This window comes from Lactobacillus sp. ESL0791 (genome assembly GCF_029433255.1).
GTDB lineage: Bacteria > Bacillota > Bacilli > Lactobacillales > Lactobacillaceae > Lactobacillus.
The window spans coordinates 2330372-2348930 of record NZ_JAQTHU010000001.1; the positions used below are offsets into that span (position 1 = coordinate 2330372).

The window sequence follows — 18559 nt, forward strand, 5'->3', positions numbered from 1 at the left end:
AAACGGTTAGTTTGCTTTTTTAACTGCAAACTTTTCTCCTAAATAACTTGCAAATATTTTACTTCTTAAAAAATTCTGCGTTTACCTGAGTGCCATCGCTATTCCCTTTATTCTTTATAATTCAGTGCCTACGCATCATAGTGCTGGTATTTAATGACTGCTACAAATAAGATAGCTATAACCCAAATAATTAAAGATAAGCTTCCTAAAGCTGGCGTTAATATCATATTGCCGCTATGGTGCGAACCCCACATCGCTAGCCCTGCAGCATCGGGTAAATATTTAGCCAGTTCAATATATTTTCTTAGAATTGGCCCAAAAATGAAATAATATGTCAGTATCCCAACTAAAGACGAGGTAGTACGCCGGACAAGAATACTGATACCTGCAGTAAGTAAGGCTGTCAAAGTAAGATAGGCGGTTACCGTCAATAACTTTTTAATTATCGCCCAAGATGATGCCTTTATCACGGCACTGCTATAAAAAAGTTTAACAATTAAGACCCCCATCCCCGGAATAATAAAGGCAAACGGAATCAGCAGCAATAGAAGCGCTAAAAGCTTGGCAAATAGTTGTATCCTTCTCCAAGGCATGGCAGCTAATGTCGCCCGGATTTGACCACTATTATACTCTGAACAAATAGCTAGAATCCCCAAAATCATAAAACCAGCTTGAATATAACTGACTGGAGACAGCCCAACATCAAGTATATTTAACGTTATCACCTTTTCTCGTGCAGCATTATTGGCAAAAGCTAAAGTTAAAACAATATTTGCTGCCAGTGTACTGCAAATTGTCCACCAGACTAAAGACAATGTCCATAATTTCCGCCATTCAGCAGCAAGGGCACGCAAGAATCTACTCTTTTGCAAAATTGTCACACATCCCTTCTGCAAAACACAATAGCAGCCAGCAGAAATAGCCCAGTAATCCAAGCTGTCATAATAGTTCCTGCCAAAAGCGGCGAAAAGCTAACACCAGTGCCGCTAACTTTGGTAAACATCCTAAGCCCCGCCATATCCGGTAAATAATTAGCCAATATAGTAGTTTTTGCTAATAAATAAGAAACAGTCACAACTGAACTATTGAGAATCAAAAATGTCAATGGAATTATACCGTTACGCGTGAAAACAGTAATTGCTAAAGCCAACAATGCAGTTAATACCCAATAATAAATAACTCCTAAAAATTTACCAATTTCTTTAAATTTAATTGCAGGAGCATACGAACCAAGAACTAACTTAATTGTCAAAAAAGTAATAACACTCGCAATAATTGCTAAAAATGCACTTACAAGTGTAGTAACCACACACTTAGAAAGTAATAACCGTAGACGTGCAGGCACACTCAATAAACTAGTTGTAATCTGCCTACTGTTCCCAGACTCTGCATTTTCAGTAAAATATTCGCTGCTAATCATAATAACGCCCAAAATAATTATACCCGCAACCCCAAATGCTAATTCTTGAAAGCCAAGCCCTGGATCAATCTTCGTTAATATGCCTTTTCTTAAATCAGAAAGTGCGTAGTACGAATTAATCGCAGTAATTACTGGTGCGATTAGAATACTTACAAGAAAAGCCAGCCAGGCTGACGGAAGAGAAAAAAGTTTACAAAACTCTGAATTAATGTCGTTCATTACTGCTTCCCTCCATCATGTTTAATAAGCGTAAAAAATGCATCTTCTAAACAAGAATGAGCACCGATTACTTCTCTTAATGTTCCGTTAGCAATAATTTGGCCATGATTAATAATAATCACGTCATCTACTGTTTCCGCTGTCTCACCCATCAAATGACTAGACAACAATACTGTTTTCCCGGATTGAGCACGTTTATGTAAAAAATTTCGCAGCCACCGGATGCCTTCTGGATCCAAACCATTCGTTGGTTCATCCAAAATAAGAATATCTGGATCCCCAAGTAGTGCTGCTCCAAGAGCTAACCTACGCGACATCCCAAGAGAATACTGTTTAACACGCTTGCTAGCAGCCTGAGTTAACCCAACAATTTCCAATACTTCGTCTACCCTGCTGGTAGAAATCCCTGCAGCCTGAGCAATCCATTTTAAATGATTTCTCCCAGTACGTGCGGGATGCGCACCGGAACCATCTAATACAGCTCCTACCGTATAAAGCGGGTTTTTAAGTTTGATATATGGAATGCCATTAATTAATGCATTTCCCGAAGTTGCTTGATCCAATCCTAGTAAAATCCTGATAGTGGAACTTTTACCTGCACCATTAGGACCTAAAAATCCTGTAACCCTACCACTTTTTACCTGAAAACTTAGATTCTGTAAGATTGTTGCAGAGCCCCGTTTTTTAGTTAGATTATTGACTGAAATCATCGATAACACACCTTTCTTTTATTTATGTGCCTATCTTAGTATTTTCAGTCAAAACTAAAATTAGTTTCTGGTTAAATTCAGTCTAATTTTTTAGAAATTTGCACACTTGTTCCATGCTTAGATGAAACAAAATTAATTTCCAATGACATCTGCTCCAGCATATAACGCGAAACGGTTAACCCAATTCCTAAACCTTGATTAGCAGAAAGATGCCCCATCCCTGGACCATGATCCTTAATAGTTAACTGCTCTGTTTTAAAATCTAAGAAGATGGCAAGATATTTCCCTGCGCTAGCGTGCCGTAAAACATTTTGAAAAATATTATTCAGCACTCTATTGAACCACTGTGGATCCACTTCCCACGTAAAAGAATGATTTTCCGGTAAACAAACATCTATCCGAAAATCCTTTTGCTCAAAGGTCGGATACCAAGAGGCAACTGCTACTCTAACTAATCTCACGATATTGACTACTTGCGGATGATACGGGTATTTTCCTGCCTGTAATAGTGAGTAATCTAGCAAATTATTGACTAGTTCTCCTATATACGAAATAGTTTGATTAAGCGAGGTAAGTGTTAACTTGCCTTTCTCACTGAGGTTCTCGCGCTCAAGCTGTGCCGTTTGCCCCCGTAAAACCGTTAAAGGTGTCCGAATATCATGCGAAATATCTGCAATCAATTTTTGTCTTAGTTTCTCTTCTTCTTTCTCTTTTTGATAACTTTCTTTCAATTGCTGCGACATTTGATTAAATGCAAACTCTAATTGGGCAATTTCATCTATTTTGCCTTTTTTAATAGAAATTTTTTGCGGAATAGTAGAATTTTTCGTGGCGACTTCCATTGCCTTTTGCAAAGGAAGTAAGCGTTTATGCAAACGATAAAAAAAGAGCCCAGAAATCATTACAAAAAGAATCACCACACAAAATAGGAGCAATAAAACGGCTTGATAACGGGTTGCTGAATAAGCAGTTTGCGTTTTTTCAACCGGATAAATTCCGACCAACATTAGGAACAGTCCCAGTAGCAAAAAAATCAATATTAAAAAATGAAAGTACAAATAACGCCGTAAAGATCGTTTTTTCATTGTTTCACCCGATACCCAATACCACGAATTGTCTGAATCACCGTCGGTTTATCTGGATCTTGTTCCAATTTTATCCGCAAATGACGCAAATGAACTGACAATGTTTTATCACCATCAATATAGGGTTCCTCCCATACATCTTCAAAAATCTGCTCTTTGGTCATTATTTGATTTGCATGTTTCACCAAATATGCCAAAATCTGGTATTCTTTGCCCGTCAGCACAATTTCTTGCTTAGTTTCTTCATTCATGACAGTATGGGCAGAAAAATCTATTATAAGATGGTTACCAAACTTAATTTTGTTAGTTTCTATAAAATTATTGCGGCGTAACAGGACTTCTATTCTTGCTGCCAATTCTTCTGGGGCAAATGGTTTAGTCAAATAATCATCCGCAAATTTTAATCCGGTAACTTTATCTTCAAGTGCTGTTCGTGCAGACAACAAAAGAATTGGTACCTGTGGCCGCAATTTTTTAAATCTTTTTCCAAGAGTAAAACCATCAAGACCAGGCAGCATAATATCTAGTACAACAATATCAGCCAAATCAAAATATTTTTGCGCATCTTGACCCGATAAAAGCCAATAAACTTGATAGCCGCGCTGGGTTAATTCATCCTTGACCCACTTACCAATGTCCTCATTATCTTCAATATATAAAATTACGCAGCTTTTTATGTAAGTCATTAACTAAACCTCATTTCTTGCAGCTGAACAATTAAATTATGATAATTATAGGTTAGGTAAGAAGTATTAGCAATTTAGCAAAAATTGGGATTGGTGGCTGATCTAACAGCATAAATAACATTATAACTAACAAAATTAGACTAAATTTAACCAGCAATTATGGTTGGCTTAGTATTTTAGAAAAATTTATGCATAATTCAATGTATTTACTAATGAATACTATAGTTATCACAGATATTTTACTTCTTAAAAAATTCTGCCTGTGCTTTGTACAGATTAGAGTAAATTCCCGGTTTTTTCATTAGCTGCGCGTGCGTCCCCTGCTGAACCAACTGCCCCTTATCCAGCACATAAATATAGTCGCTTGCTCGCGTCGAACTCATGCGGTGCGAAATAAAGAGCGCCGTCTGTTTATGCGTTAAGTCAGCAAACTGATCAAACACTTCGGCTTCAGCCAAGGGATCAAGTGCTGCGGTTGGCTCATCTAAAACATAAAATTTGCTGTCACGATAAACCGCTCTAGCAATGGCCAGCTTTTGCTGCTCGCCACCGGAAAAATTGACTCCTTGCTCACTCAAGACATTTGACACCGGTGTCTCTATTCCTAGCTCTAACCCGGCAACTTTTTTATCTAAGCCTACCTCTGTTAGTGCATTCTGCACCTTGGCAGAAATAATTTTTCGATCAGCTGCCACATTTTTAGCCAGTGATTCTGCTGTTAAGAAAAAGTGTTGTGAAACCACCGCAAAAAAGTCCTGGTAATTTTTTAAATCTAAGTCGGCAATGTCCTGACCATTAAATAAAATTTTCCCAGCTGTCGGCCTGACTAGTCGCAATAGTAGCTTTACCAAAGTTGTTTTACCGCTGCCATTTTGCCCCACCAAAGCCGTCTTAACACCACTCTTCAAAGTTAAACTTACATCCTGCAGCGCATAAGTTTCCTGTCCTGGATAACGATAAGAAACGTGAACAAACTCAACCGTAAAATCTGTCGTTTTTAATAGTTTCGGCTTATCCGCAGATTTTTCCTCACCCATTTGCATAAATTCACTAAATTGTTCCATTGTTTTAAATGAACCCGCACGTTTGCCCCATGAACTGAACAAATTACCTAAACTAGTAATCAACAACTCAAGCGTACCAACCGCTGAAATCAGATTACCGATGCTAAGCCCGCCTTGAACAATGAACAAACCGATAACAACATACAGCAAACCAATTGCTAGGCTCGTTGCCAAATCAGACACAACATAAACACCCAATGCTTTACTCTGAATTTTTTCATCTCGATCAGTGCCATTGATTATTTGCTTTTTGGCGTGCTGCAAATAAGTATTCTCAGGGTCAAACAAGCGCAGCAGCTTGTTAACACTGATTTCGGTAAAAGCATACTCCAAATAATAGGACAACAGCCGGTTAAATTTAATATTTACTGCGAAAAACTGCTGAAAAATTTTCCCAGACCAATTTCCAACTTTCTCCGAAAGATAGAGCGGCAAGATAACTGCCATTAATAAAAAGACAAGGAAAATTGGGCCTTGACCGTTAACTGCCGCTTGTTGCCAGCCTTTAACTAAAATATAGCAGACAATCGTACCAGAAGTCAGCAGTGTCACCACAAAACTGGCAAAATCATTAACAACATTGGCAATAAACTGTTGAAAGCCACCGGTAAATTGCATCCCCTCACTGATATCGCTATACAACTGGCGGAATTTAGGCGACATAAAAGTTTCATAATCAACTTGAACAAGATGCCGCGAAATCTGAGCTTGGGCCCGCTGATTGAGCAGGCGGCTGTGCCGATCTGCCAGCTCGCTAAAATAATTATCCGCGATATTCAATATAAATTTAATAGTTAAAAATAACAAACCCACTTTTAACGCTAAACTCCAATTCTGCTTGGTTACTAAAATATTTACTTCAAGTCCCAAAAATAAAACGTTTAAGATGTCAATTAAGCTGTTAATTACCGCCCGGATAACCTGAACGGCCAGCACATGGGGATACAATTTATTGGTTTCATGCAAAAGTAACTTTACTTCTTGTTTATCTTTCATGCTGTTCCTCCCGATAATATTTAGCTTGGCTATCATAGAGATTGCGATAAGCTTGATTTGTGCGCAGCAGTTCTTCATGACTTCCTAAGCCAATAATCTGCCCAGCTTTCATGAAGCAAACTTGGTCACTGGTTGCCGTGGACGCCAAACGATGTGAAATAAAGATTGTCGTTTTGCCCTTAGTCAAACTAGCAATCTGTTGGTACAAATCTTTTTCAGCAAGTGCATCAAGTGCCGCTGTTGGTTCATCTAAAATCATAATCGGTGCGTTTTTATAAAGTGCCCGTGTCAGCATGAGCTTTTCTAATTCACCACCAGAAAAGTTTTGCCCATCATCACTGACATAATGGGTTAATTGCGTCTTAAGACCCGCCTTTAAGTGGGCAACTTTTTCAGCAAATTTGGTTTGAACAAGTAATTGCTCTACTTTGGTGGCAGAAGCAGCTCTATTAACCGTAATATTATGCAAAACATCCGTTGCCAGCACTGTGTTTTCTTGAAACATTGCCGAAAAAAAACTTAGGCGCTGCTTATTACTCAGCTCGCTTAAGGGGCAATTGCCAACATAAATTTCACCACTAAGGGGCTGCAGATAGCCCATTAAAAGTAAAGTCAGCGTTGTTTTCCCTGCGCCATTTAGGCCAACCAGTGCCAACTGCTGGCCCTGTTTAATCTCCAGCGTAAAATCTTTAATAATTAACTTATCCGGCTGGTAACCAAAATTAACATGATCAAACTTGATATTAAATTTGGTTGGTAATGCCCGCATCTGTTCATTTTGCTTCGTTATTGTTTGCTCAACCTTGGAAAAATATTTACGCCCAGAATTAATGTCACTGTTTGCCGCCGTTAAATCCATAAAGTTTTGGCAATTATTACGCAGCAGCAGTTCTACACTGCTCAGCAAGCCAAAATAAAAGGTAAATTCGGTAATGTTTAAGCGACCATTTTTCAAGGCAAGCAACAAACAACAAAAACTCACTGCGAACCGTAAAAAACTAATAACCTGAATTAAATTTTGATAATTAACTTTCACTTGGGAAATCTGCTGTTCACTACTTTCAACTTGTGCCTGAATCGCCTCTATTTTGGCAGTAATTCCTGGCGCCAAGTTATACAGCCGGATGTCGGCACTCGCGTTTTCCGCAAAGCAGATCTTGTTGTAATATTCCCTTGCATATTGTTGTTCGTCAATCTTCTTCCTAAAATGGCGTCTTTTGACTGCTAATTGCTGCAGAAGATAATCAGTGAGAAGCATGCTAAGCCAAATTAAGCAAAATACTAGCCAGCTAATCTTAATCGTTAAAAGCGAAATAACGATTAATGTCACTAATGTTGCTGTAAAGTTCGCTAATGAAGAAATAAAATTACTTACTCCTGTATTTTCATCGGAAAAAGCATACTGCGTTGCCGCAAAACGTTCATCTTGTTTCACGTGTGACAAACTGTCGGCAAATGGCTGCTGCAAATAAAGCTCATCGTCTTTTAGGCTCAGATGCCAGCGCAGTTTAGTATTTTCCCAAAACATTTTTCGGTTATACCAGTTGCTGAACCACGATAAGAAGCCACTGAGCAGGCTGACTAAAACCAATAAAGGCAGCGTTATTTTATATCTGCTCTTATCTGTAAAAGCCCAAACCACGAATGCCGGCAAGGTTGCTGTCAGCAAGGTATTGACCACTTTAATCACAGTAACAGCAACCGGCCAGGAACAAAGCCATTTCTTTTCTTTTCCCATGTAGCTTATTAGCCACCGCAAATTACTAATAATGCTGTATTTTCCCATCCTTGACCTCCTTTAAAGCACAAAAAAAGAAGAGAATTCCGCATAGAATTCTCTTCTTCAATAAATTTTTGCTTTTAGTTATTCGTTATTGATCGTCAAACGACAAGACGAAGTCATTTAGACTAACGTCGCCATTTTGGGAGTTTCTATTCGTAAAGTTTTAATATTCAAATTTAGAAATACTTTACGCACGATGAAACTCCTTTTCGACTAATAATTACTTATTTACGAAATTAACTTTAACACCTTTTTTGTTTTTTGCAAGAATATTTTTGAAAATCAAATTATGGCTTGCACTTTTTCGACCATTTCAGCAAGCGGCAAAGTTCCATCCAAAACCAGATCAGCATTTTCAGCAATATATTCCTGATTGGCGACAAAATATGGCCGGGCGATCCGCAAATAAGTTTTGGCCCAAGAAATTATTTCTTCAACAGATTTATCTGCATCATCACGGATGATCTGTCTTGCAAAAGCAACATCTAGCGGCGTTTTTAAATAAACCACCCGGTCAATCAGCGGACGCAAAATTTGGTGCTGGTAACCAAAAGGAAAGTCCACCAAAATTAACGGCACCGTTCCATAAATCTTGCGCAGATCTTTCATCAAAGCGGTAATATCATATTGATTAACGGCTTCTTTTAAAGGTACATCAATACTCGGTGTGGTTGGCAACTGATCAATATCATAATTATCAAACGAAATAATTTTACTATCTGAATAATTCTGATGCAAACACTTAACCAACGTTGTTTTTCCACTCGCGGTGACACCGCTAACGACAATAACTTTGCTTTTCATTTTTTCTACCTTTTATTCTTGAAAATGAATTTTTTAATTTCATTAGCATAAGCGGGCATTCCCACCAACTCAATATCCTTAATCACTAACTTGCAGGTATCCAAATACTCTGGCTTTTTCTCATCATGATATTTAAGCAGGTTTTTAATGATTACGATAAGATTTTTATAGAAAAACGATTCTGCCCATACCGGCAGCTGATCAGCAACTTTCACGTAATACTGTGCTTCTTCATACCGATTATTTTCAATGCAAACAATTGTCATGTTGCCAATAATTACCAATAATTCTTCTTGCGTTCGTAAATCTTTATCGTCTTTATGCTGCGCAATGATTCTCTCAGAAATCAATAAATTACTGTCAAAATCGTAAATAGGGAGAAAATTGCAGTACAAAACGAGCTTCAAATCATTATAATCAGCTAAATTAAAAATCTTTTCCTTTAATGCAGCTTTTTTAGACTCAGCTAGCTCTTTATCATCAAGCAAAGCAATGAAAGCATCAATGTAAAGCAGCCAATCTTCTCTATGAGACAACTTATTTTCATTTACCAACTGCTTGATTTTTTCTAATTCAGCAACTGAATTATGATAGAAAGCTTGGGTAATAAGACGAGTAATTGCAGCTTCCATATCCTCTTCTGTCTGCTTTTTATTGCCTAACTGATTAAAAAAATCAGCAATCGAAATATTATTTGCGGTTAAAATAGCCGCTAAATCCTCAGCAGTAATTCGGTGCAGATCCTTTTCGACTTTTGCATAATATGAGGGACTGACAATCCCGTTAACCCACTCTTTCTGAGTTTTTGCATTATCAATGCGGTACTTTTTCAATAATTCGCCGATTGTCATTTCCATTCCTCAAATCTAAAAATATTTTCCAGGCAATAATTATGATAACGAATTTACCAGCACTTTAATCTAATATTGCCTCAATTAGAAAAAAGATCAAGCAGAAAATAAAAAAGCCCTGCTAACTGAGCTATTTTACTAACTATGTTATCAGAGTTTTGGACGCTTATTATTTAGATTGTTTTTGTCTTAAAATAAGAGCAATTAAGCAGCTTATAATTGTAGCTAAAAGCGCTATGCCCCAGTCTGCACCTAATGCTAAATGCAAACTAACTTTAGAAAATTGACCAGAAATTATTGGTACAGAAATTGAAGCGAAACTACCAAACAAATAGAAAAGACTAGTCATTAAACCGCGATGTGCAGGATGTAAATTCATTAATACAGTTAAGCCGATCTGCATAACTCCGCCAGCAGAGCTAAAGCCAAATATTAAACTGGCAAGATTAACAATAGCAGATTGTTTGCTGATTAAAACAACGGTCATTGCAATTAGAGCAATGCCATTACAGCTAATCAGCAGTTTAGTGTTACTAACCTTTTTACGTGATAAAATATATAAACTGATTACTCCAAGCATTGAGCCTAAACTGTAAGCCGACATTAAGCCATGACTAATAATATTAGAATAATGTAAAGTCTCTTTACCATAAATTGTAATCCACTGAGTAAACCAAATCATAAGAGCCATTGAAATATAGCCATAAATACTGAGTAAAACAGTTAAAACGATATTTTTGGTTTTTGTGATCCTGGAAGCTTTTTGGGCTTCTTCTTGAATTTCAACCTGCATATTAGGAAACTTAATTGGCACTAATAAAAGCATATTGATCAAAATTAAAATTCCCATTATTACAAATGACCAGCCATACCAAAGTCTGTTTTGCTGCAGAACAGAAACCAGCAGAGGTAAGATAAATTCACCGATTGATGCAAAGCCTTTTATTAAAATTGTCGCATAGCCCTCACCATGATTAATTTCAACTAACGTGGTATACGTTCCTGCATCAAGCAGCGAATTCCCTAGTCCTGCTAAAGCCGTTATCAAATATAGAACGGTTAAGTTAGGTGAAAGAATTACTCCCCAGGCAAAGAGCAAATAACAGATCATGCCACTTACAATCGTTGTTTTACGCGAATAACGATCTGAAAGATAAGCAGTTAAAAGATAACCTAGTAGTCGCCCAATTCCTGTGCCAGACATGATAAAAGAAATCTGGGCAATGGTTGTATTAAATGTATGACTTAAGTTGGACATGTTTTGCGCAATAATAATTAAGCTAAAGCCATGAACCAAATAATTTAAATATAAACTTGTAGTTAAACGTAAACGCTGATGTGCCGACAATTCTTTGTTTGTTTTCATTCTATACTCCTATACAATATAAGTAGTATTATTGATTAGGAAAACTAAGAAGTAAAATAAAAATTTTTAATATATTTCGAATAAAAGACAATTCAAGGAGAAACTAAAATGAAACAAGAAATTTTAAATAAATATCTGAAACAAAATATTTTATTAGAAGTCTATTCCAAAACAAGTGATCCAGATAGGTTTTTACTCGGCTATCTGGTAAAAGATGCAGGCAATTTTTGCATTTTTGAAAGTATTGATGAATACGGTGCTCTCGATGGTTATAGCCTCTATGCTAAAGCAGATATCGCCAAAATTCTTACTAATACAAGCTACACTAAAATTTTCGAAAGTAATATCAAGACTTATCAACAATTCAACGCCTTTGATCCATTTAATTTAAAAGAAAAGTATAACCATATCTTGCAAAAAACAAATTTTACTCCTGCCAGCCTGCTTAATTATTATTGCCAACATGGTAATGTTATTACACTTAGTATTGCCGGCTACGATTATCCTAACAGCGGTAAAGTCATTGCTGTCAGCGATAATTTTGTTTCCCTTGATGAAATGACGCATGACAAAGATCTAGATTACGATTTCCCCAGCCAAAACAAACCGCTTGAAATCCGTAGAATTACGGCTCTTGATATTGTTAGCAAAGATAATTTTTTATATGAACAATACAAGAAAAGCAGCTAACAATGTATTCATTGCATTTTAAAATTACATATCAAATAATTTTTATTAATACTTCATTTGTATTTTTGTCAATTCAAAGTTAGTGTATTCAGCGCTGCCATTATTAAAGGAGCTAATTTTATTATTAAATTTACAAATATCTAAAGTATTATTCACCCTCATAATATAATTTTATTACTATTTTTCACATTAAGCAGGACTCAATTTCTCATAAATTTATTCTGTATCATACAAAAGCACTTGACTTTTATTTTAAAAAGCTAATTAACTTTTTTCTTGTATTACCCCTAGATGTCGTATTAAACTAGTTAAGTGTCAAGATGTTGTATTTTATGAAAGAGCGTGATTCAAGTTATTGTTTTAAGTGGGCCAATTGGAGCCGGTAAATCCAGTTTAACCAGTATTTTAGCCGAGCATTTGGGAACACAGGCCTTCTACGAGGGTGTTGATAATAATCCTGTTCTTCCTCTGTATTACAAAGACATGAAGCGGTATACCTTTTTGCTGAACATTTATTTACTCAACCACCGAATGGCACAAATCAACCAAGCCGTTCAGGAAAAAAATAGTGTTTCAGACAGATCAATCTATGAGGATGCACTCTTTTTCCAAATGAATGCTGACAACAAGGTAGCTGATCCAACAGAATTTAAAATTTACGATAGTTTACTTGAAAACATGATGGAAGATACCCCTGGTAACCAGAGTAAAAAGCCAGATCTCTTAATCTACATTCACGTTTCACTTGCAACAATGCTTAAACGCATCAAGAAGCGCGGCCGTTCTTTTGAACAAATCAGTACCGATCCAAGTTTGAAAGATTATTATGCACGGTTAATCAGCTATTATGAACCGTGGTACGAAAGCTATCATGCTTCACCCAAGATGGCAATTGATGGTGACAAGTATGATTTTATTATTGATGAAGATGCGAAAAAAGAAGTTTTAGCCGCAGTTGATAATAAACTGCAAGAACTAGGGAAGTTATAATTTAAGAAGGAACGTGATGACAGTTATTGTTTTAAGCGGGCCAATTGGAGCCGGTAAATCCAGTCTAACCAGTATTTTAGCAAAGTATTTAGGAACAAAACCATTCTACGAAAGCGTTGATAACAATCCCGTTTTGCCGCTTTTCTACGCTGATCCCAAAAAATATGCCTTTTTGTTGCAGGTGTTCTTCCTAAACACGCGTTTTCGCAGCATCAAAGATGCTTTAACCGAGGACAACAATGTTTTGGATCGGTCGATCTATGAAGATGCGCTTTTCTTCCAAATGAATGCCGATATCGGGCGGGCAACGTCCGAAGAAGTCGATACCTATTATGAATTGCTCAATAGTATGATGCGTGAACTTGAACATATGCCAAAAAAGAATCCAGATTTACTGGTGCACATCAACGTTTCATACGAAACAATGATCAAGCGTATTCAAAAACGAGGCCGGCCGTACGAACAGTTGAGCTATGATGCCACCCTGGAAGATTATTACAAACGTTTGCTGCGTTATTACAAGCCATGGTACAAAAAATACGATTATTCACCTAAAATGCAGATTGACGGTGACAAGTACGACTTCATCGCTAACGAAGACGACCGGCAAGTGGTCTTGAAACAAATTGTTGCCAAATTAAAAGAAGTTGGCAAACTTCCCGCAAGCTGGGATAAGTCCACCAGGGTTCAAATTTAGTTTTAATATTATTTTTATTTTTACTTGACATATATTTTTTAGCGTCTATAATTATAGTTAAATTAAAAGGTTATGAGCAGACTAGTAATATTACTTGGATTGACAGAGAGTGCCGGTTGCTGAAAAGGCATCAATCTCACAATATGAATCACACCTGCGAACCGTTTTTCTGAATTTAGTAAGAAATACCGGTGGTCCCGTTATCACTTCAGTTAAAGATTAGTTTTTTAGTTTTTGACTGGCTGAGGTTACTTGTGTGAGCAAGTAACGAAGCTGAGGTGGAATCACGCTATGTCGTCCTCTTAGACAAATTGTCTAAGAAGGCGGCTTTTTTATTTCAATAAATTATAGAAATTCCGGTAGTCCCGTTATCGCTGCGATTTTAGCATTTGCATTTTGTTTTCTAAAACCGCTTAAGGCTGTTTTACGCGAGTAGACAGTAAATTGAGGTGGAACCACGTTATAGCGCCCTCTAGGTATTAACCTAGAGGGCGTTTTTTACTTATTAAGGAGAAAAATATGAATTATATCAATTCAATCATGCCTGCACTGCTTTCAGGAGCAAAATTAACGTTAGTTTTATTCTTCTGGACATTAATCATTTCAATTCCGCTCGGAATAATTGTCAGTCTAGGGCTAATTTCACATTTCAAGCCGTTACAAGTGATCTTGAAGTTCTATATCTGGATCATGCGCGGCACGCCATTACTTTTACAGTTGATTTTTATCTTCTATGGTCTGCCAATTATCGGCATTATCTTTCAGCGTTACAACGCTGCTCTCTTTGCCTTCATTTTAAACTATACCGCTTATTTCGCAGAGATCTTCCGGGGCGGGTTTCAATCTGTTCCGGTCGGGCAATACGAAAGTGCACGGGTCTTAAGGCTTAATCGCTGGCAGACACTAACCCACATTATTATTCCCCAGGTAATAAAAATTGTTATCCCGTCAATCGGCAACGAAGTTATTAACCTAGTAAAAGACACCTCACTTGTTTATGTTATCGGCTTGGGCGATCTGCTCCGTGCAGGAAATGTTGCAACGGCGCGTGATGTTACATTAATTCCGCTAGTTTTAGTCGGTATTGTTTACCTAATGATGACGGGGATCGCTTCATACTTATTGCGTAAAATTGAAAGCAGTTATTCCAAGTGGAAATAATTAAGGAGAAAAATATGCTTGAATTAAAAGAAATCACAAAAAAATTTGGTTCACGGATAATTTTAAATAAGCTCAACCTTGTCATCCCCGATGGACAAATCCTTGCAATTGTGGGGCCATCAGGTGCTGGCAAAACCACCCTGCTGCGCTGCTTAAGCGGCCTCGAAAAAATTGATTCTGGTGAGTTTTTATGGAACAAAGAAAAATTCGATCCAGCAAATCCTGACAGCAGCAAACAAATCATTGGTGTGGTCTTTCAAAGTTACCAACTTTTCCCTAATTTAACCGTCATTAACAACATTACCCTAGCGCCGACTCTTGTCTTAAAAGAAACAAAAACAGCAGCACAGAAAAGAGCTAGACAATTATTGAAAGAGCTTGACCTAGAGGGCAAGGAAGACCTGTACCCATTTCAGCTTTCTGGCGGTCAGCAGCAGCGGGTAGCGATTGCCCGCGCCTTAGCAATGCAGCCGCAAATTTTATGTTACGATGAGCCCACTTCAGCCTTAGACCCAAGTCTGCGCGTAAAAGTTGGTGAAATCATCCTGCAGCTAAAGAAAAACAATAACATGACCCAGATTATCGTCACCCACGATATGGATTTTGCCAGTCAGGTCGCCGATAAAATTTTTACAGTGAAAGCATTAGACAATGAGGAGGTAAATTAATTGAAAGCGAAACGTTTTTTATCCTTTTTACTTATTTTACTTTGTACGTTTTGTCTAGCCGGCTGTCGTGATATTTCCGTTGGCAAGCGGGCAAGCGCAACCGACAACTGGACGCGCTTGAAAAAACGGGGCTATGTCACCGTCGGTGTTGATGACACTTTTATTCCAATGGGCTTTCGCCAAAAAAACGGACAATTGGTCGGCTATGATGTCGATTTGGCAAATGCAGTTTTCAAATTATACGGCATGAAGGTCAGTTTTCAGACAATTGATTGGTCCATGAACACAACCGAACTGCGCAATGGCACAATTGACTTAATTTGGAACGGTTTCAGCAAAACTCCTGAACGTGAGGCCAAGGTTAGTTTCAGCAAAACCTACCTTTATGCCAGTGAAAATCTTGTCTCACTGAAAAAAAATAAGATCAACTCACCCGCTGCAATGAAAGACAAGTCTTTAGGGGCACAAAACGGTTCTTCTGGTTACAACGATATTATGAAATATCCGCAAATTTTTAAAAACCGGATCAAAGACCATGAGCCTATCCTCTACGATTCATTTACAAATGCCTTTATCGATCTGAATGCTGGCCGAATTCAAGGCTTGCTAATTGACAGTACATATGCCGATTATTATATTTCCCGTCAAAAACACCCCGAAAATTATACGGAAGTTTCCGGAATTTTTAAAAGAGATGCATTCGGTGTCGGCATCCGTAAAAGTGATGTCACCCTACGAAAAAAAATTAACCAAGGACTGGAAAAACTCGCACAAAATGGCACACTTGCCAAGATCAACCACAAATGGTTCGGCAACAAGGCTGATACACCATTATTAAAAAATAAAAAAGCAACTCGCTAGATAAACCATTAAAACAATATTCCCCATAATTATCGACATTTCTTGGCTTCCTTTTTGATCTAAATAAACATAGCTCATATTTTCTTATTTTTATACAAATATATGTTATCAAATAATAAATTTATCTTTAATTTTATTATTCTTTAATCATGGTTTTGATAAATAGCTTACAATTAAATTACCATAATAATTAATTTGTATTTGAGGTGAATTTTATGAAACTGAACAAGAAACTAATAATTACTACAACTGCTGCTATATTAGCCTTAGGTGTTAGTGTACCAGTAATTGAACATTCTGCTACTTCTGCATTGGCTGCTACTTCAAGTACTAATACGATGCAGCTAGCTCATGGTGCTTATGTTTACAATAAAAATGGAAAAAGGCTTAAAAAATATCGTGGCAGCCGATATAAAACCCATTTGCGTAAAGGTGCTAATGTGCAATATGCAGGTACAGTTGAATCAATTAAGCGTGATAGTAAGCAATACTATCTTTTGAATGATGATAATTACAATCAGTCATGGCTGCCTTATAGAAAAGTCAAGGGTAAATATTATTACAGCATTGGTCATGGCGGCTACATTAACGCTGCTAATGTCAGTAAAATTAATGGTCAGCCGCTCTACGTGGCAAATGCTACTGTTAAAATTACTAATACCCGTTCAACTAAACCGTATACTGTTGGTACTGGCAAAGACACTCGTACTATAAAAAATGGTGAATCTGTCAAAATAGATGGCATTACTTCAGCAATAAGTGATCCGACGAATATTCTTAAATATAAAATTAGCGGTACCACAGATGCTCTTTTTCAAGCATCCATCGTCACAAATAAGCCTAGGCAAAGACTAAGAGCCTATACTAATTATACCTATGTTACTTTTAAGAAACATGCAGGTACTTATGATAGTCACGGCATTGCTCAAAAAGTTACTGGTCCACGTTCAACATTTTTAAAGAATGACTTGTATCCTGTAGAAGATGAAGTATACCTATGGGTTGCTAATGAAAATAAGGCTGAATTATTTTATTTATTAAAAGATTCATGGGGTACACCTCGATTTTTTGCAAATTATGCAGGAAATGACTTTGGCGGTCTAATATATATCAAAGCAACAGATGTTACATATTATTCAGGACCCTACTTGGTACCAACTAATACAACTGAACAAGCAAAAACAGATGCTGCAGTAGCAACTAAGGTAGACAAACAGGAATTACAAAAATTGATTGATCAAGAAAAAACAGTTAAGGCAAATGCTAACTATACCAACTCATTCTATGATTCTTATGCGTTTCAGTATGATGCTGCATTAAAACTTGCAAAAAACATTAATCAGTCAACTACATCAACTATTTTTGAAGTTAAAACCGTAAGCTCAATATTAAATAAAGCGCAAACTGTATTACTTAATATGACAATTGATCAAGAAGAAAGTGATAAAATTTTAAATACTACTTCTCCTTATTTTGATTCCTTGTCAATCCCAACTGATGGAGAATAATATTTATCATAATTTTTTATATAAGTGTCTGGGAAAACTGTGCTTTTAAAAAATATTATTTAAGAGCAATTATTAAAGTCGAATATTATTATAAATATCTTTAAATTTTGTAACTTTTTATAGTGTAATCTAGACAAAAAATTGTATCAGAAAAGGAATGTTAGTTTTTTATTCTAACATTCCTTTTTGATTTGAGTTTTTTTCCTAGACACTTATTATTTTCGTAATACTAATCAATTATGAAGTGCTAAATAATTTTCAGCGTTTCGCAGGTCTGTAATCGAAAGTTGTCCTGGAGCAGAAGTTTTTCCTACTGCACCAAATGACAAACTAGAACCAAATACCTGCCCAGAGACGCGTGTTACTTTGCCTAGGTCACCCATTGCCATTGTAATCAATGGGTTTTCTATTGCCTGATGAACCTCATTAGTTGCTTCAAGCAAAATCAAAACATCTTTTGCAGTGTGCGGCATACAGGCCATTTTCACAACATCTGCCTGTAATTCCGACATTTTCTTCAAGCGGAATACAATAACATCTTTAGGGGGAACTTTTTCAAAATCATGATTACTCATAATTACAACTAGATTATAGTTATGTGCCAACTGAACAAGCGACTTTATTTTTTCTTCTTCATGAAACAATTCAATATCAATTGCATCACCCAAGCGATTTTCAATAATTGCTTGTAATAAGTTTAAATAATTATCATCGCTTAATTCTAAAACACCACCTTCATTTTTAGTTCTAAAAGTCACTAGAATAGGTAAATTGTCAACAATTTGCCGTATTTTTTTAGAAGTAGAAATGAGTTTATTGATGTCGCTAATTCCTGCAGCATAATAATCAATCCGCCATTCCATCAGATCTGGTTTGGCAGCAACAATTTCTTTGGCGAAAGAAAGAATTTCTTCTTCATTAGTACCCACATTAGGAACTGCTATTTTCGGCTGGCCTTCACCCAAGACAATATTTCTAATTTTTACTGTTGACATTATCT

At 36.8% G+C, this 18559-nt stretch carries 18 protein-coding genes and 1 other annotated feature; of the genes, 7 read left to right on the forward strand and 11 right to left on the reverse strand.

Annotated elements, in window-relative coordinates:
- Positions 1–128: 128 nt before the first annotated feature.
- The 10 genes from PT285_RS10775 to PT285_RS10820 form a co-directional block, all read right to left on the reverse strand.
- On the reverse strand, positions 129–881 hold the full coding sequence (locus PT285_RS10775) for a hypothetical protein (protein ID WP_277150452.1): 753 nt from the start codon (positions 879–881) through the stop codon (positions 129–131).
- Positions 878–1639, reverse strand: coding sequence for an ABC transporter permease (locus PT285_RS10780; RefSeq protein WP_277150454.1), 762 nt, complete (start codon positions 1637–1639; stop codon positions 878–880). Before PT285_RS10780 ends, PT285_RS10775 begins: the two co-directional genes overlap by 4 nt.
- Positions 1639–2349 carry an ATP-binding cassette domain-containing protein gene (locus PT285_RS10785; protein WP_280928009.1) on the reverse strand — a complete coding sequence of 237 codons (711 nt, stop codon included), beginning with the start codon at positions 2347–2349 and terminating at the stop codon, positions 1639–1641. Before PT285_RS10785 ends, PT285_RS10780 begins: the two co-directional genes overlap by 1 nt.
- 77 nt (positions 2350–2426) lie before the next feature.
- Positions 2427–3434: a HAMP domain-containing sensor histidine kinase gene (locus PT285_RS10790; protein WP_277150458.1), complete on the reverse strand. Its 1008-nt coding sequence runs from the start codon at positions 3432–3434 to the stop codon at positions 2427–2429.
- Entirely contained in the window at positions 3431–4120 is a 690-nt protein-coding gene (locus PT285_RS10795; RefSeq protein ID WP_277150461.1) for a response regulator transcription factor, read from the reverse strand. Before PT285_RS10795 ends, PT285_RS10790 begins: the two co-directional genes overlap by 4 nt.
- Positions 4121–4359: 239 nt before the next feature.
- On the reverse strand, positions 4360–6180 hold the full coding sequence (locus tag PT285_RS10800; RefSeq protein ID WP_277150463.1) for an ABC transporter ATP-binding protein: 1821 nt from the start codon (positions 6178–6180) through the stop codon (positions 4360–4362).
- Positions 6170–7966, reverse strand: a complete 1797-nt coding sequence (locus tag PT285_RS10805; RefSeq protein WP_277150465.1) for an ABC transporter ATP-binding protein — start codon at positions 7964–7966, stop codon at positions 6170–6172. The genes PT285_RS10800 and PT285_RS10805 overlap by 11 nt, the downstream gene beginning before the upstream one ends.
- A 279-nt stretch (positions 7967–8245) precedes the next feature.
- Entirely contained in the window at positions 8246–8767 is a 522-nt protein-coding gene (locus PT285_RS10810; RefSeq protein WP_277150466.1) for an adenylylsulfate kinase, read from the reverse strand.
- 5 nt (positions 8768–8772) lie between these two features.
- Positions 8773–9618 carry a helix-turn-helix domain-containing protein gene (locus PT285_RS10815; protein WP_277150468.1) on the reverse strand — a complete coding sequence of 282 codons (846 nt, stop codon included), beginning with the start codon at positions 9616–9618 and terminating at the stop codon, positions 8773–8775.
- 169 nt (positions 9619–9787) lie between these two features.
- The gene (locus PT285_RS10820) at positions 9788–10984 is read right to left on the reverse strand and encodes an MFS transporter (protein ID WP_277150470.1); all 1197 of its coding nucleotides are present in this window, start codon (positions 10982–10984) and stop codon (positions 9788–9790) included.
- A gap of 108 nt (positions 10985–11092) precedes the next feature.
- Here PT285_RS10820 and PT285_RS10825 point away from each other — a divergent pair, with 108 nt between their 5' ends.
- The 7 genes from PT285_RS10825 to PT285_RS10855 all read left to right on the forward strand — a co-directional run bounded on the left by PT285_RS10825 (position 11093) and on the right by PT285_RS10855 (position 17559).
- The gene (locus tag PT285_RS10825; RefSeq protein WP_277150472.1) at positions 11093–11674 is read left to right on the forward strand and encodes a hypothetical protein; all 582 of its coding nucleotides are present in this window, start codon (positions 11093–11095) and stop codon (positions 11672–11674) included.
- Between the two features lie 342 nt (positions 11675–12016).
- Entirely contained in the window at positions 12017–12664 is a 648-nt protein-coding gene (locus PT285_RS10830) for a deoxynucleoside kinase (protein ID WP_277150474.1), read from the forward strand.
- 16 nt (positions 12665–12680) lie between these two features.
- Positions 12681–13361 carry a deoxynucleoside kinase gene (locus tag PT285_RS10835; RefSeq protein ID WP_277150476.1) on the forward strand — a complete coding sequence of 227 codons (681 nt, stop codon included), beginning with the start codon at positions 12681–12683 and terminating at the stop codon, positions 13359–13361.
- 63 nt (positions 13362–13424) lie between these two features.
- Positions 13425–13666 (forward strand) — a binding site (T-box leader).
- A 214-nt stretch (positions 13667–13880) separates the two neighbouring features.
- Entirely contained in the window at positions 13881–14522 is a 642-nt protein-coding gene (locus PT285_RS10840; protein ID WP_277150478.1) for an amino acid ABC transporter permease, read from the forward strand.
- 14 nt (positions 14523–14536) lie between these two features.
- Positions 14537–15190 carry an amino acid ABC transporter ATP-binding protein gene (locus tag PT285_RS10845; RefSeq protein ID WP_277150480.1) on the forward strand — a complete coding sequence of 218 codons (654 nt, stop codon included), beginning with the start codon at positions 14537–14539 and terminating at the stop codon, positions 15188–15190.
- Positions 15191–16051, forward strand: a complete 861-nt coding sequence (locus tag PT285_RS10850; protein WP_277150482.1) for an amino acid ABC transporter substrate-binding protein — start codon at positions 15191–15193, stop codon at positions 16049–16051.
- 215 nt (positions 16052–16266) lie between these two features.
- Positions 16267–17559 (forward strand): SLAP domain-containing protein, encoded by a 1293-nt coding sequence (locus tag PT285_RS10855; protein WP_277150484.1) that lies wholly within the window; start codon positions 16267–16269, stop codon positions 17557–17559.
- Between the two features lie 233 nt (positions 17560–17792).
- Here the strand turns inward: PT285_RS10855 and aroD are convergent, their stop codons facing one another.
- Positions 17793–18554, reverse strand: coding sequence for a type I 3-dehydroquinate dehydratase (aroD, locus tag PT285_RS10860; protein ID WP_277150486.1), 762 nt, complete (start codon positions 18552–18554; stop codon positions 17793–17795).
- Between the last annotated feature and the right edge of the window lie 5 nt (positions 18555–18559).